We start from the raw sequence: 13,516 nt of genomic DNA, 5'->3' as shown, positions 1-13,516 counted from the left end.
GCCTGAAACTCAGTATATTGCTTAAGAACCGAACAACTTTAGGCTGCCATGTCTTCCAACCGAATTAAGCAACAAAGCCCATTGGATGCTGAGCGTGTTGCCGTTGCGAAAGCAATGGGTCTCCCTACGCAGAATGTCAATGAATGGCTAAATACTGTATATGATGTGCCTATAGATGATTTACATATAATGTTGAAAAACACGCCGTCCTACAATTATTCAGCGCCAGCACCTAAAACATTGTGTCATCGATATCTAACAGAAGAAGTTCCGACTCGGCATGTTCCTCAATTAGAAATGGCGAGAATATTAAATGTGCCACAACCACTAACGCGAGAAATTTGCGATAAAGCATGTAACTTAACGGGGATGAATCTGTTTAATAAAGCGCGAACAATTAAAAAAATGGGTCTCACGGAGGCGGACATTAAAAACTATAAAGCATTAGGTCTACGTCCGTACCTTGAACGGAACAAAACAGTGTGAACCTTATCGCGTGCCCTGTTTGTAATGATAATATACTAAGCGGTGGTCTTGAATGTTGATTATGTTAGCCATATAACGCCTTTGTAGCTTTTTGTGTTGAAGGAGAGGGGAATGGATTTTTATCACGCGTTTCTAACGCTCACGTTAGTGCACTTGCTGGGGGCTGCATCACCAGGCCCAGACTTTGTTATGGTGTCACAACAATCTCTTATGCACGGACGCAGAGCAGGGTTGCTCGTCAGTCTCGGTATCGCGCTCGGTCTCTCCATTCACATTATCTACTCTTCAGTTGGCCTTGCCACGGTGATCAGTGAGTCATCGATGGTACTCAGCGTAATGAAGTACTTGGCGGCAGCCTATCTTATCTACTTAGGTTGGAAAGGTATTCGCAGCAAAGCAGCGGTCGGTGATAGCGATGATGGCGTGGCCGTAAAACCACGTTCCGCGATGAAGCTCATCGGCATGGGGTTTGTGTGTAATGCGTTGAACCCAAAAGCCCCATTGTATTTTCTTTCGGTTTTTACACTTGTGTTATCACCAGAAATGCCAGTGAGTGAACTTGCTTTATTGGGTGCATGGATGATGTTCGTCCAACTAGTATGGTTTGGTTCAGTCGCGATGGTGCTTTCTAAACCTGCCGTTCAAGCAAAGTTCAAGAAAATAGGGCACTGGGTAGATCGCGTATTGGGTTCGGTGATGTTAGCGTTTGGCATTAAGCTGCTTTTTACCAGTTCGACGAAGTAAAAGAACGATACGCGACAAAAGCCCTGCATTAGCGGGGCTTTTTTGATTCATAGTGAACGCCAATCTGCCATGCTCAGTAGGGCGCGGTACCACGAATAGAATAGTGATTGTCTGGGTTGCGAATCCACGTTAAACCATTAACCAGCGTTTCAATATCCGGACGAACAAACGGATTGTTTGATATATCGACGACCTGTACTGTGCCTTGTTCGTTAATCACAAACATTCCGGGCTCAGCAAAGTGATGGTCGGTTTCCTGTTCAGAGCGTGGAACGGAAATGTATAGCCCTAATGCTTTCATTTGCGCTTCGCCAAGCCCATAAACCAGCGGAAAAGAGACGTCCAATTTTGTCAGGTGATCTTCCAACTGCTTACTGCTGTCACCCGATGCAGCGACGATATCAATGCCAATTTCGCCAAGCCTTTCTTTGAATCCTTCAAGTTGGTTGAGGTAGCGTGTACACATAGGGCAATGTCTGCCGCGATAAATCACCACCAATTGCCATGTCGCCCCTTCCTTTGGTTCGCCCAGAGTGCGTGACGAACCATCGAGTGCATTCAAAGTGATGGTAGGAAACTCACTGCCTGCAGCGAGCTTATTTGTCTGTGCCATTTCGACTCTCCTTTTACTTACGATAGGTATCACTAATTCTTTCATCTGAGAAAAGATAAACAGACCGACCCTTTATTATGAGTACATTCCATTTTACTGAATTAGCTTGGTTGAAAAGTGCGCACCCACCTTGTTACAATTGGTTACAACTGTCAACCAGTATACTTTTAGTAACCTAGTGGTCGAGCATGTTAGAGCCAGATAGCACAGGGGGGAGTGGGGCGAAAGCAAACGCTAAACGCGTTTGTTTAGAGCCGTGTCCAATAGAGCGGGGAATGCGAATTCTCGGAGGGAAATGGAAAGCCTCAATACTTTGGCAGCTAAAGGATAAGCCGGTGAGGTTTAACGATCTTTGCCGTCAACTTAGCGGGGCCAGTAAAAAATGGTCGACCAACGCCTCAAGGAAATGGAAGAGATGGGTTTGGTTCAGCGCAATGTCTTGAGCACCAGACCTATTGCAGTGAGTTATGAAATCACTGATTTTGGCCGCTCGGCACTTTGTATATTGGAAAAATTAAAAGATTGGACAGAGAAGTACGGTGTTTAACAACGCTAAGGTCTGCCGATAATATAAAGGATCACCATGGCAAACGAATCAAAGAAAGTGCTGGTGCTATTTGCGCACCCCTCCCAGCGGCGTTCTGAAGTTAATGCGCCGCTTTTTCATGTCGCAAAGCAGGTAGAAGGTGTCACGGTTGTTGACCTGTATGCCGAATATCCCACTTATCATATAGATATCGATCGTGAACAAAAACGCTTGGTTGACCATGACGTCATCATCTTTCAGTTCCCATTGTATTGGTATTCAACACCGTCGATTTTGAAAGAATGGCAGGATTTGGTGCTGGAATACGGCTTCGCCTACGGGTCGAAAGGTAACGCGTTGCACGGTAAGCAATTTATTTGTGCGATCACGGCGGGCGGGAAAGAGAAGGCGTATAAAGCGGACGGATTTAACCATTTCAAAATCAGAGAGCTTTTGCACCCTCTAGAGCAAATGGCCAACCTGACTGGCATGCACTACCTTGCACCGTTTGCGCTCTTTGGCTCTCGAACTGCTGTTGAAGAAGGCAAGGTTGAACGCCATGCTGAGAGTTATAAAAGGTTGCTTAACGCGTTTGTCGCGGATGCTGTGGATACAGATTTGCTGGCCAAAAGAGAAAAAATCACCTCAGCGAACGTCCACTTGGTATTGAAGGAAGGTGCGGTATGACAGGGTTATTTCTTCAAGCCTTTATCTATCTCATTGCGGCGGTCATTGCCGTGTCTATCGCAAAAAGGTTGGGGCTGGGTTCCGTGCTCGGGTACCTTATTGCGGGTGTGGTGATTGGCCCGGTTGTTGGGTTGGTGGGCGATGAAACCACAACCATTCAGCATTTTGCGGAATTTGGTGTTGTGATGATGCTATTTCTTGTTGGCCTTGAATTGGAGCCCAAAATGCTCTGGTCAATGAGAAATAAACTGCTGGGACTTGGCGGTTTGCAGTTAGGTATTACCGCCGCAGCAGTCATGGGGATTGCCATTGCGCTAAGCGTACAATGGAGTGTTGCGTTAGCGATTGGGATGATTTTTGCTCTGTCTTCGACGGCGATCGTTTTACAAACCTTCAATGAAAAACGGCTGACAAAAACGGAAGGTGGGCAAAGTGCATTCTCTGTTCTGCTTTTCCAAGACATTGCTGTTATTCCTATGCTTGCCTTCATCCCCTTGCTTGCCTTGCCTGAATTGGTAGAAAAAGCCCAGTCAGTGGCTGCAGATGCAGCAGAACATCACGAGCAGTTAAGCCTTGTTGCTGGCCTGCCCGGTTGGGCGTTGGGTTTGGTTATTACGGCAACCATTGCAGGTGTTGTGGTTGGTGGTCACTATCTCAGCCGCCCTCTGTTCCGCTTTGTGGCAAGCTCGGGTCTGCGTGAGATTTTCACGGCAACGGCATTAATGCTGGTGATCGGGATTGCCGCATTGATGAGCCTTGTTGGGCTGTCGCCAGCACTCGGGACTTTCCTTGCGGGTGTTGTATTGGCAAACAGTGAATTCCGTCATGAGTTGGAATCGAACATTGAGCCATTCAAAGGGCTATTGCTGGGGCTGTTTTTCATCACCGTCGGGGCAGGTATCAACTTTGGCATCCTGTTCAATGACTTCTTTGTCATCGTAGGATTGACCCTTGGCCTGATGGCACTCAAAGCGCTTGTTCTGCTGTTTTTATCCTTTGTCTTTAAAATCAAAGGCTCTGCGCGATGGCTGTTTGCTCTCAGCCTTGCTCAAGCGGGCGAATTTGGTTTTGTGCTTCTGAGCTTCTCTACACAAAACCACGTAATACCTAATGAACTTGCTCAACTGTTATCCTTGGTTGTTGCTCTGTCTATGTTCCTCACGCCCGGCTTGTTTATTCTGTATGACAAGGTGATTTTGCCGCGTTATGAGAAAGCATCCAATGACAGGGAGCCGGATGAAATCGACGAGCAGGGAACCGTTATTATTGCCGGTGTTGGCCGCTTTGGTCAGGTAGTAAACCGCCTTTTGACAGCAAACGGCGTAAAAACCGTGGTGCTCGATCATGAAGCAACACAAGTTGAAAACTTAAGAAGAATTAATGTGAAAAGCTTCTTTGGTGATGCAACACGTCCGGACTTACTGCATACCGCTGGTATTGAAGACGCTGCGTTGTTGATTGTGTCGATGGATAATCAAGAGGCCGCCACGGAACTGGTGAAACATGTCAAGCATGCTTACCCCAATGTAAAGATACTGGCGCGTGCATTCGATCGTGGGCATGCCTACATGCTTCGTCATGTGGGGGCGGATTATGTGATTAAGGAAACATACCGTTCAGCGTTAGCCATGGGGGGCGAAGCACTGCGTTCGCTCGGTATCCATCCATTTTTGGTTGAACAACAAAAAGCGACATTCCATCGAATTGAACGAGAAAGCTCTGAAATATTGTTCGAATCCTGGAAAGGGGGAGAAGAGAAAAAATCCTATGATGCTAACTACGTAAACCTGTTTATTCAGCTTGAAGAAACAATCAAAGATGCGATGGGTTCTGACCGGATGGACAGGCACAGCATGACAGAGCGTGAGTGGACACCGCCACCGAAAAACTACTTGGATGAACTTGAAGACGGCGAAGACAACCCGTCAGAAACGCCGACGTGATGGCATGCTTACTTTATCCATCAAGATGCTCGTCATTTGAGTGAAAGGTGCGTGACCAGATGGCACTTGAACGAATAAGAAAACACATGAAAAAACCAGACGCTACGTCTGGTTTTTTTGTTATCGATATGCGAAACACATAAGGGGCGTGTTTGTTGTGGGTGAAAAACAGGCGAAATGGGCTGAAAATTGTGATCTTGGTTCCTTTGGTGAGAGCGGGTGTGTGATCTGGCGCATATCTCTGTTGCCAGTGGGTGTTTTCCGACTATTCTTCGCAACACCACTCTTATCGGCAAACTGTTTGAAAAAACAGGACGCAAAGCTTCCGGTCTAAGGGTTCGCCAAATGCAATGTGCGAATTTATGATAGCGGAGCCGCCATATTTCCTAGGAAATATGTATCTTTTGCGACGTTTGTCCGTGTGTGGGTGATGAAAACCATAATCTCAGCATCTTTAGATAGCTGAGTACACAAACACTCAGGAAGTACAAACATGCTCAAACTAAAAACCTCTTTACTGCCTGTTACGGCAGCACTTTTCAGTGCCAGCGTCATGTCTCACGGTTACGTGAGTGCCATCGACGGCGGCAGGTCGTGCAGCATTGTGCAAATATACCTCTGCGACCGGAGAAAAAAACACTGACTGTGGTCAGGTTCAATGGGAACCGCAAAGTGTGGAAGGCCCTGAGGGATTTCCAGAGCAGGGTCCTGACGATGGTAAAATTGCCAGTGCAGGCTTGATCCAATTCTCTCCTCTTGATGAGCAAACGGCGTCTCGTTGGGTGAAAACGCCTATTGTTGCAGGTCAAAATGACTTCGAATGGACCTTTACCGCCAACCATGTAACGCGCACGTGGAAATACTACATCACCAAACCAGATTGGAATCCAAACCAACCCCTCGCACGCAGTACCTTTGATTTGAACCCATTCTGTGTGGTTGAAGGCAACATGGAAAAGCCGCCAAAACGTATGCTGCATGCATGTGATGTACCAGAACGTGATGGCTACCAGGTCATTCTGGCTGTGTGGGATGTGGGTGACACTGCTGCGGCATTTTATAACGTGATTGATGTGCAGTTTGACGGCGACCAACCTGTGTTACCGACATGGTCTCAAGGCGGGCAAATCAACCCAGGCATGAATCTGTCACAGGGTGATGCAGTATTTACGCGTGTGTTTGACGCAAACGGCGAGCGCCCTGAAATGTCTGTACGCTTAGATATCGACAGTGATAAGGCGGGTCTTGCGAATAACTGGTCTCATGCTTTAGCGACAAGCATTAACGCGAGCTACGACAACATCAAAGCGGGCCAGAAAAGCGGTGAAGACAAATTCACCCCAGTATTTGGTGCAAACCCTATATTCATCAAGACTGACAGTGGCTTGGCGCGCGTTGAAGTGGGCTATGACATTGACACCCCAGTACCTGATTACAAGGTAACTGTTGATGGTTTGGCAAACGAATACCCAATCACAGACAACGCGGTAACGCTGGATTTGGCTGTGAGCGCCTCGGGTAACGTTAACGTTGAAATGACTGTTTATAACCATGCTCAAGACGCGCTGGCTTATGAAAAACTGTCTATTGCAGACAGCACGACTGCATCGGTTGAAATGACATTGTCCAATGCCAAAGCGGGTCATCATATGCTGGTGACACGTGTGAAAGACGCGGAAGGCAACATGGTTGATCAGCAAATGCAGGACTTTTTCTTGATTGAGAAAGGCGAGCAATGTGGTACAGACCCCGATGCCGTTAATCACCCTGCATGGTCAGCAGAGACCACCTACACCGGCAGTGAGAAAGTTAACTTCAATGGTCTGGTATACGAAGCGAAATACTGGATTGAAGGTGCAACGCCAGAAACCAGCGATGCCTGGAAACTACTGAGCAACATGCCAGTGGCATGGACGTCAGGCAAAGCCTACAACGCGGGTGACCAAGTGATTTTTGACGGCCATCTGTATCAAGCAAACTGGTGGGTAAATAGCAGCCCTGCTACCTCGTCAGATGCGTGGAGCGATAAAGGCCCATTTACTTGCGAATAAAACCAATAAGAGCAAGACGTTGATAACGGAAAAGGCCGATGCAAACACGCATCGGCCTTTTGTTTTTTGCTCGCCTGATGGCGGGCTACCAGTCGATTTCGATGGCAGTTCCGACCGGGATCAAACTCAAAAATTCATCCATGTCTTCGTTTGAAATGGCAATACAACCGTCGGTCCAATCTTTGCCACGCGTTTCACTGGGGTGAGGGCCGTTACCATTTTTTTGACCGTGGATCATGATTTGACCTCCAGGGCTTACGCCCAATCTTTCCGCGCGTGCAATGTCAGAACTGTTGGGATAGTTGATGCGAATAGAACGATAAAAACGTGACTTTTCATTGATAAGGTCGAGTGTGTAATTCCCTTCCGGTGTTCTTCTGTCGCCCTCTCGCAATTTATGTCCTTGCGGGTTCGCACCTAACGCAATGCGATACCACTTGATCACACGGTTATCTTCGAGAAGAAACATTAGACGTGCCGATTTGTCTACCCTGACGCTGATGTTGTTAGTGACGTCTTGTGTGTCTGCCAGAGCTTGAAAGGTCAGGGCCACTAACCAAACAGCAAAAATTCCTGATTTCATCGCATTCCCATGCACGTAAAACTATGAGTATTGTTGATCTCTCACACAATGAACAATATTCAATCTGAAACGACACCCATGCACTCTTGCCATGCTTGTTTGCTGGCTTGCGCGCGGCTCAAGCCTTCGTCGTAGACATCTTCAATCACAGTAAATGGCCTGACGGTTTTGTAAGGGGCAAATGCAGTGTAGGTATCAAGTATTACTTTTCCGGACTGATACATGTCAGCAGCGCCTCGGGCAACGAGAGATTTTTGAGCACAAAGTGACGCTATTTCTACGCGATCGGTAGGGATGTCTGCGACCTTTTGTGCACATTCTGAAAAGACATTGGTTGAATACTGCCAACTGCTTTTTATATCGCCTCGGTATATATCATCAATCAGCGCACCTTTGATCTGGGCGGAGTCATCGCCAGAAATCGCCGCGAATTGTGTTTGTTTACTCACACCGTTGAGTTTGTCATTGGATACTTGATAGGCCGTGTTGGCTAAGTCATCGCAATAGGAAAGTTTTACCGCTTCTTTGGCGTTATAAAGAAGCAAAGGTTTGGTTGGGGTTGTCTGGATGGTACATGCGGAAATTTGGGTGAGAGAGATGACACCAATCAGGCACCGTGTCGCGTTCATCATACGTCCTTATTGATTCACAAGCGCTATTAAAACGAGGTGGGTAGCCAGTATATCGTTGAGATTCTTCGCTTTAATGTTCTTCTAATGAGACAAAGGGGATTTTCTTGTCTGGAATCCTAGTAATCTGGTGTTTATTTGAGCTAGGAGGGTAAATGTTATTTAATCATCTGTAAGTGACATTAAATGCTGAAAGTACCTCAATTAAAGGGAGATATGTTTCACATTAAAACTAAACAAACAGACAGATTACTGGTAGTTAGCTTGTACATAAGTGTGAGTTTTAAGTGTTTGGTCTCAACGAGAAGATAAATTGGTTGATAGGACAAAAATCTCTGATTGGAGGTGCTCATAGGCCTTTCGTATACTCGAAGCGTCAATGGTTTTTACATCATTGATCGCAATTTCTATATAAAGGTCGTGTAGAGGACACCTATGATTGATTTTTGGCCATTGATTGGCATTGTGATTATAACGGTAGGGCTAGCGTTAAAACTGAATACCCTGCTTGTTATATTGGTTGCTGGTGTGGCAACCGGTTTAGCCGCTGACATAGCGGTAATGGAAATCCTGTCTATTCTGGGCCAATCCTTCACCCAAAACCGCTACATGTCTCTTTTCATTCTTATTCTCCCTATGATTGGTATTCTTGAGCGCTACGGTCTTCGTCAGCGTGCTGAAGCCCTGATTAGCTCCATGAAGAAAGCCTCCGTTAGCAAAATTTTGATGACCTACCTGTTGCTGCGTAAAGTGACTTGCGGTATGGGTCTGCACATCGGTGGTCACCCTTCTATGATTCGCCCCCTGATTGCACCGATGGCAGAAGCGGCGGCGGAAAAAGCGTCACCAAATCTTTCTGATGAAAAGCGTCAAGGCATTCGTGCATTGTCAGCTGCGAGTGAAAACTTTGGTAACTTCTTCAGCCAACTTTTGTTTATTGGTACTGGCGGTATCCTGCTGATCAACGGTGTTATGACAGACAGCAATGTGGACGTGAAGCTAGAAACCATGGCGTTGTGGGCACTGCCAACAGCAATTGCTTCATTTACCGTGTTTATGATTTTTAGCAAAATCGTCGAATCCCGACTTCTTAAGTCCGATAACACTGAAGCAACAGACGTTGTTGCCACATCTAAAGAAGGGTAATTCGGGATGTTAGAGTACATTTATCAAACCACGGGCTTGCTGCTGCTGGCTTTCTCGTTACAAACATTCCTCGATAAAGAGAATTCAAAACGTGTAGGTACTGGCCTGTTTTGGCTTATCTACGGTGTGACCTTTATCTTTGGTGCCATGATCCCGCATTGGATGACGGGCGTAATGGTACTGGCACTGACAGCGCTGGCTGCAGGCGGCTTTATGGGCGTGGGCAAATATGGCACCACGACCGACGAAGAGCGCAAAGAAACCGCGTCAGTATTGAAGAATAAACTGTTTATTCCTGCTGCCATTGTGCCAGTGGGTACGGTTGCTATCAGTCAACTTACATCGCTGGGTGCGCTTGCAGGACTGGGTATTACGTCAATTGCTGCCATTGTCATCGCGCTGTTGATCACCAAAAGTAAACCAATGCACAGCCTGAATGAAGGCCGTCGCTTGATTGACTCTATCGGTTGGGCGGCAATTCTTTCTCAATTCCTTGCAGCACTGGGTTTCCTGTTCAATCAGGCAGGTGTGGGCGATACCGTTGCACAGATCGTCAAAATGATGATTCCTGAAAACATGTTGCTGATCAACGTGATTGCTTACTGTGTGGGTATGATGCTGTTTACCGTGGTAATGGGGAATGCATTTGCAGCATTTGCTGTTATTACCACAGGTATTGGTATCCCTCTTCTCGTATTGGAGTTTGGTGGTAACGCGTCGATTATCGGTGTGTTGGGCATGCTGTCTGGCTACTGCGGTACATTGCTGACACCGATGGCAGCGAATTTTAACGTCGTACCAGCCGCTCTTCTAGAGCTGAAAAATAAGCACCACGTGATCCTGATGCAGGTTGTTCCGGCACTTATCATGTTGGCGTTTAACATCTTTGTTATGTATAGCTTTGCCTTCTGAGGATAGTGATGAAAAAAGTATTGATAACAGGCTTTGAACCATTTGGTGGTGCGTCCATTAACCCTGCTCTAGAAGCAGTGAAAATGCTGGATGGCGTAAAACTGGACGGCGGTGAAATTGTGATTTGTGACGTGCCAGTAACACGTTATGAGGCAATTAAAGCGGTCACAGCGGCTATCGAAAAACACAAACCAAGCTATGTGATCACTGTTGGTCAGGCTGCGGGTCGTGCGTCGATTACGCCTGAGCGTGTTGCCATCAACGTGGATGATTTCCGTATTCCAGACAATGGTGGCAACCAGCCTATTGATGAGCCAATCATTGAAGATGGCCCTGACGCATACTTCACGACGTTGCCAATCAAAGCAATCACGAAAGCACTGCAAGAAAAAGGCATTCCATGCCAGGTGTCTAATACAGCAGGTACCTTCGTATGTAACCACCTGTTCTATGGCGTTCAGCACTTCCTGCGTGAGACGGATATTGGCCATGGCTTCATCCATATCCCTCTGCTGCCAGAGCAAGCTGCGGCGACCGACCAAGCTTCAATGTCGTTGGAAACCATCGCGGAAGGTCTGCGTTTAGCCGCACAGGCAACGTTGGACAACAAACACGATGCCGTGATCGGCGCGGGTAAGATTTGCTAATACGCAATCTTGATTGATAAAAACCGGGCGATTGCCCGGTTTTTTTATGCCCGTAGCATCTACAAGAAGCTTGGGTATAATCCCTAAATTGACTGAAACACACGAACAGTGGGTTGCTTATGAACGCGCAATTGCTAACTGCCTACCGCGGTGAAATCTACGGTATCGCATTCTTTTCTTATTTCGCTAAAAACTACGCTGATAAAACGCGACTGACGCTTTGGGAAACGCTGATTCAAGTTGAAACTGTTACCGCCAATTTGCTCGAACCACACTTAAGAACGTCGTTTATTCCGTTTAAAAAAGACGATGTGGAAATGCAGGCGAAGGGCATTGTTGATGCGGAAAAATGGATCTCACTGCCTTGGGACGAACTGACGGAAATACTGACGGACTGGGTTGAGCCCTACGAAGTGAAATACCGAGAGTGGTATGCTGAAGCCGAGAAAAACCAAGAAGCATTCGCATTGATTGCCGACCATGAAACCGCGATATTTGAATGCTGGAAAGCCTTCAAAAATGGCGAAGATGGCGAGAAATTTCTGCGAAACTTTATCCAACAATATTCCGCTTAAGCCTTCTTTCTCGGAATGGAATCTGGCGCACGTATCGCAGCGAAAAAGCGGTAGGGTGTGTTGATACCCGAGACTAAAATGGCGGCTTTCAACATAACAGATTGGTGCGCTTTTGGGTCTCAGAAGCCGCCAAAGAAAAGGATGAACATGTTAAAACGTAAGCTTGCTGTTTTGGTCGGTTGCCTTTCATTTGGGGTTAACGCCGCAGGGTATGATTTGGTGACCTTGGGAAGTAAAGGTGGCATTCAAGACGGCAATCTCACCGCGTTTATGCTGAAAAGCGAGCAAGACGATAACTACGTTATGCTAGATGCTGGCTCCATTGTTAACGGCCTGATTGTCTCTGAGCAAAAAGGCGCGTTTTCTGATATCGAGGTGCCAGAAGCCTCGCCATACACCAAAGTGGGTTACCTGCTTAAAGAGCGCATCAAAGGCTACTTCATCAGCCACGCGCATTTGGACCACGTAGCAGGAATGATCATCAGCTCACCCGATGACAGCAACAAGCCAATCTATGCCTTGTCAGCGACAAACGATGCCCTGCAAACCAACTACTTTAACTGGTCAGCATGGCCAAATTTTGGCAATGAAGGCAAAGGGTTCAAACTTAGCAAATACACTTATACCGACCTTCCTGCTGCGCAGTGGCAGCCTGTTGCAGGTACAAGCTTAAACGTGAAAGCCATGCCGCTATCCCATTCAGGCGGGCAATCTACTGCCTTCTTGATGAAAGACACTGACGGCGATGTGTTTGCTTATTTCGGTGATACAGGGCCAGATGCGGTTGAGAAAAGTGACGCGCTGAACAATGTCTGGTCTGCGCTCTCAGAGCATGTCAAAAACGACAAGCTCAAAGGCATCGTGATTGAAGTGTCATTCAGCAATGAAACCCCAGATAAACAACTGTTCGGCCACCTTACGCCAAAGTGGCTGCTTGAAGAGTTGAAAGCGCTGGAAGCCAAAAGCGGCAACGGCAGCTTAAAGGCTTGGACGTGGTTATCAGCCACATCAAATACAGCCTAAAGAAAGGCGAATCCCCAGAAAGCATCATTAAACGCCAGCTTGAAGAAGCCAACACTTTGGGTGTGAATTTTCATTTCCCTCAGCAGGGTGATTCTCTGAATTTTTCGGATTAATATTCCTGACTTCATGACAAAAAGCCCAAGGTGATATTGAGTTCGTCTTGGGCTATATAATCTGCATTCGCCATTTCATAAAGCCTTCGTTTTACCCCTGTTCCGTCTTCAAATTTGCATTCCTGCCAATGCTTTGACAGCACCGATATGTACATGGTGTATCAATTTTCGCCTTGATAGTTTGTGGTGCTCCTTTTCTGCAGATTCCATCACGTGACGAAAGCCTAACCTTATAATATAAAAGACTTATGTGATAGGTTGAGTCTAGAGAGTGGACAGTTCTGGCGTGCCGATTGTGGACTAAACGGATAAGCCAACTGTTAATGAATTGTTGTATGCGGGTTGGTGGGTTTATGTCAGAGAAAAAATGGTTACAAGTAGACAGAGCATATACATTCTTCCTTGAAAGTTTTAAAGCTGGACACGAATTCCCATTAGAAGAATTAGCAGAAAAAACAGGTTGGAGTGTATCTACTGTAAAAACGTATTTGCGGAAAAAGTGGGTGTCATTACTGGAGCGTACTTGCACAGGTTATAAGGTCACAGAAGTTATTAGGCTTTGTTGCTTAAATCGATGGAACTAAATCTAGAAGCTACGATCTGATCGGCTACACCCATCAATCGTCGTAGTCTCATGTCTAAACCTCGTTACAAAACAACTAACTGGAAGCAGTACAACAAAGCCTTAATCAACCGTGGTTCTCTGACCTTTTGGATTGATGAGGAAACGATAGCTGAGTGGAAACAAAACAAACAAGGCAAGCGTGGTAGACCTCGCCGATTCAGCGACTTAGCCATTACTACCGCACTGATGGTGAAACGCATTTTCTCTATGCCA

General features: G+C 46.5%; 13 protein-coding genes, 3 pseudogenes and 1 riboswitch. Of the genes and pseudogenes, 13 read left to right on the top strand and 3 right to left on the bottom strand.

Annotated features, from left to right (window positions below; all coding sequences use genetic code 11):
• Window positions 1-48 precede the first annotated feature (48 nt).
• Together B5D35_RS20345 and B5D35_RS20340 are read left to right on the top strand one after the other, a co-directional pair.
• Window positions 49-486 (top strand): NAD/NADP octopine/nopaline dehydrogenase family protein, encoded by a 438-nt coding sequence (locus B5D35_RS20345; protein WP_078754327.1) that lies wholly within the window; start codon window positions 49-51, stop codon window positions 484-486.
• 111 nt (window positions 487-597) lie between these two features.
• Window positions 598-1,230 carry a LysE family translocator gene (locus B5D35_RS20340; protein WP_078754326.1) on the top strand — a complete coding sequence of 211 codons (633 nt, stop codon included), beginning with the start codon at window positions 598-600 and terminating at the stop codon, window positions 1,228-1,230.
• 73 nt (window positions 1,231-1,303) lie between these two features.
• Here the strand turns inward: B5D35_RS20340 and B5D35_RS20335 are convergent, their stop codons facing one another.
• Window positions 1,304-1,843 carry a redoxin family protein gene (locus B5D35_RS20335; RefSeq protein ID WP_078754325.1) on the bottom strand — a complete coding sequence of 180 codons (540 nt, stop codon included), beginning with the start codon at window positions 1,841-1,843 and terminating at the stop codon, window positions 1,304-1,306.
• Window positions 1,844-2,031: 188 nt separating this feature from the next.
• Here B5D35_RS20335 and B5D35_RS20330 point away from each other — a divergent pair.
• The 4 genes and pseudogenes from B5D35_RS20330 to gbpA all read left to right on the top strand — a co-directional run bounded on the left by B5D35_RS20330 (window position 2,032) and on the right by gbpA (window position 7,050).
• A pseudogene (locus tag B5D35_RS20330) lies at window positions 2,032-2,390 on the top strand (winged helix-turn-helix transcriptional regulator).
• A gap of 36 nt (window positions 2,391-2,426) precedes the next feature.
• Entirely contained in the window at window positions 2,427-3,056 is a 630-nt protein-coding gene (locus tag B5D35_RS20325; RefSeq protein ID WP_078754324.1) for an NAD(P)H-dependent oxidoreductase, read from the top strand.
• Entirely contained in the window at window positions 3,053-4,999 is a 1,947-nt protein-coding gene (locus B5D35_RS20320; RefSeq protein WP_078754323.1) for a monovalent cation:proton antiporter-2 (CPA2) family protein, read from the top strand. Before B5D35_RS20325 ends, B5D35_RS20320 begins: the two co-directional genes overlap by 4 nt.
• A 281-nt stretch (window positions 5,000-5,280) precedes the next feature.
• Window positions 5,281-5,381: riboswitch (cyclic di-GMP riboswitch) on the top strand.
• 111 nt (window positions 5,382-5,492) lie between these two features.
• Window positions 5,493-7,050: pseudogene (gene gbpA, locus B5D35_RS20315) on the top strand (N-acetylglucosamine-binding protein GbpA).
• An 85-nt stretch (window positions 7,051-7,135) separates the two neighbouring features.
• Here the strand turns inward: gbpA and B5D35_RS20310 are convergent.
• A complete protein-coding gene (locus B5D35_RS20310) occupies window positions 7,136-7,633 on the bottom strand; it encodes a L,D-transpeptidase family protein (RefSeq protein WP_078754322.1) in 498 nt (165 codons plus the stop codon).
• A 59-nt stretch (window positions 7,634-7,692) separates the two neighbouring features.
• Window positions 7,693-8,262 carry a hypothetical protein gene (locus B5D35_RS20305; RefSeq protein ID WP_078754321.1) on the bottom strand — a complete coding sequence of 190 codons (570 nt, stop codon included), beginning with the start codon at window positions 8,260-8,262 and terminating at the stop codon, window positions 7,693-7,695.
• Between the two features lie 435 nt (window positions 8,263-8,697).
• Between B5D35_RS20305 and B5D35_RS20300 the strand changes: the two genes are divergently transcribed.
• The 7 genes and pseudogenes from B5D35_RS20300 to B5D35_RS20270 all read left to right on the top strand — a co-directional run.
• Window positions 8,698-9,408 (top strand): DUF969 domain-containing protein, encoded by a 711-nt coding sequence (locus B5D35_RS20300; protein WP_078754320.1) that lies wholly within the window; start codon window positions 8,698-8,700, stop codon window positions 9,406-9,408.
• A 6-nt stretch (window positions 9,409-9,414) separates the two neighbouring features.
• The gene (locus B5D35_RS20295; RefSeq protein WP_078754319.1) at window positions 9,415-10,320 is read left to right on the top strand and encodes a DUF979 domain-containing protein; all 906 of its coding nucleotides are present in this window, start codon (window positions 9,415-9,417) and stop codon (window positions 10,318-10,320) included.
• A gap of 8 nt (window positions 10,321-10,328) precedes the next feature.
• Complete coding sequence (pcp, locus tag B5D35_RS20290; protein ID WP_078754318.1) at window positions 10,329-10,967, top strand: pyroglutamyl-peptidase I; 639 nt, start codon at window positions 10,329-10,331, stop codon at window positions 10,965-10,967.
• Between the two features lie 119 nt (window positions 10,968-11,086).
• Entirely contained in the window at window positions 11,087-11,542 is a 456-nt protein-coding gene (locus B5D35_RS20285; protein ID WP_078754317.1) for a hypothetical protein, read from the top strand.
• 147 nt (window positions 11,543-11,689) lie between these two features.
• A pseudogene (locus tag B5D35_RS20280) lies at window positions 11,690-12,678 on the top strand (MBL fold metallo-hydrolase).
• A gap of 353 nt (window positions 12,679-13,031) precedes the next feature.
• Window positions 13,032-13,262: a MerR family transcriptional regulator gene (locus tag B5D35_RS20275; RefSeq protein ID WP_244556677.1), complete on the top strand. Its 231-nt coding sequence runs from the start codon at window positions 13,032-13,034 to the stop codon at window positions 13,260-13,262.
• A gap of 50 nt (window positions 13,263-13,312) precedes the next feature.
• Window positions 13,313-13,516 (top strand): transposase (locus tag B5D35_RS20270; RefSeq protein WP_170915231.1); only part of this gene is annotated, 204 nt, incomplete at its 3' end.

The organism is Enterovibrio nigricans DSM 22720, from assembly GCF_900167155.1.
In the GTDB taxonomy this organism is placed as follows: Bacteria; Pseudomonadota; Gammaproteobacteria; order Enterobacterales; family Vibrionaceae; genus Enterovibrio; species Enterovibrio nigricans.
The sequence above is the reverse complement of the archived record's forward strand: the minus strand, read 5'-3'. Positions and strand labels throughout refer to the sequence as shown.

Excerpts from the sequence above, each read along its gene's own strand:
- B5D35_RS20345 (WP_078754327.1), top strand. The coding sequence starts at position 49 with ATGTCTTCCAACCGAATTAAGCAACAAAGCCCATTGGATGCTGAGCGT.
- B5D35_RS20340 (WP_078754326.1), top strand. The coding sequence starts at position 598 with ATGGATTTTTATCACGCGTTTCTAACGCTCACGTTAGTGCACTTGCTG.
- B5D35_RS20335 (WP_078754325.1), bottom strand. The coding sequence starts at position 1,843 with ATGGCACAGACAAATAAGCTCGCTGCAGGCAGTGAGTTTCCTACCATC.
- B5D35_RS20325 (WP_078754324.1), top strand. The coding sequence starts at position 2,427 with ATGGCAAACGAATCAAAGAAAGTGCTGGTGCTATTTGCGCACCCCTCC.
- B5D35_RS20320 (WP_078754323.1), top strand. The coding sequence starts at position 3,053 with ATGACAGGGTTATTTCTTCAAGCCTTTATCTATCTCATTGCGGCGGTC.
- B5D35_RS20310 (WP_078754322.1), bottom strand. The coding sequence starts at position 7,633 with ATGAAATCAGGAATTTTTGCTGTTTGGTTAGTGGCCCTGACCTTTCAA.
- B5D35_RS20305 (WP_078754321.1), bottom strand. The coding sequence starts at position 8,262 with ATGAACGCGACACGGTGCCTGATTGGTGTCATCTCTCTCACCCAAATT.
- B5D35_RS20300 (WP_078754320.1), top strand. The coding sequence starts at position 8,698 with ATGATTGATTTTTGGCCATTGATTGGCATTGTGATTATAACGGTAGGG.
- B5D35_RS20295 (WP_078754319.1), top strand. The coding sequence starts at position 9,415 with ATGTTAGAGTACATTTATCAAACCACGGGCTTGCTGCTGCTGGCTTTC.
- pcp (WP_078754318.1), top strand. The coding sequence starts at position 10,329 with ATGAAAAAAGTATTGATAACAGGCTTTGAACCATTTGGTGGTGCGTCC.
- B5D35_RS20285 (WP_078754317.1), top strand. The coding sequence starts at position 11,087 with ATGAACGCGCAATTGCTAACTGCCTACCGCGGTGAAATCTACGGTATC.
- B5D35_RS20275 (WP_244556677.1), top strand. The coding sequence starts at position 13,032 with ATGTCAGAGAAAAAATGGTTACAAGTAGACAGAGCATATACATTCTTC.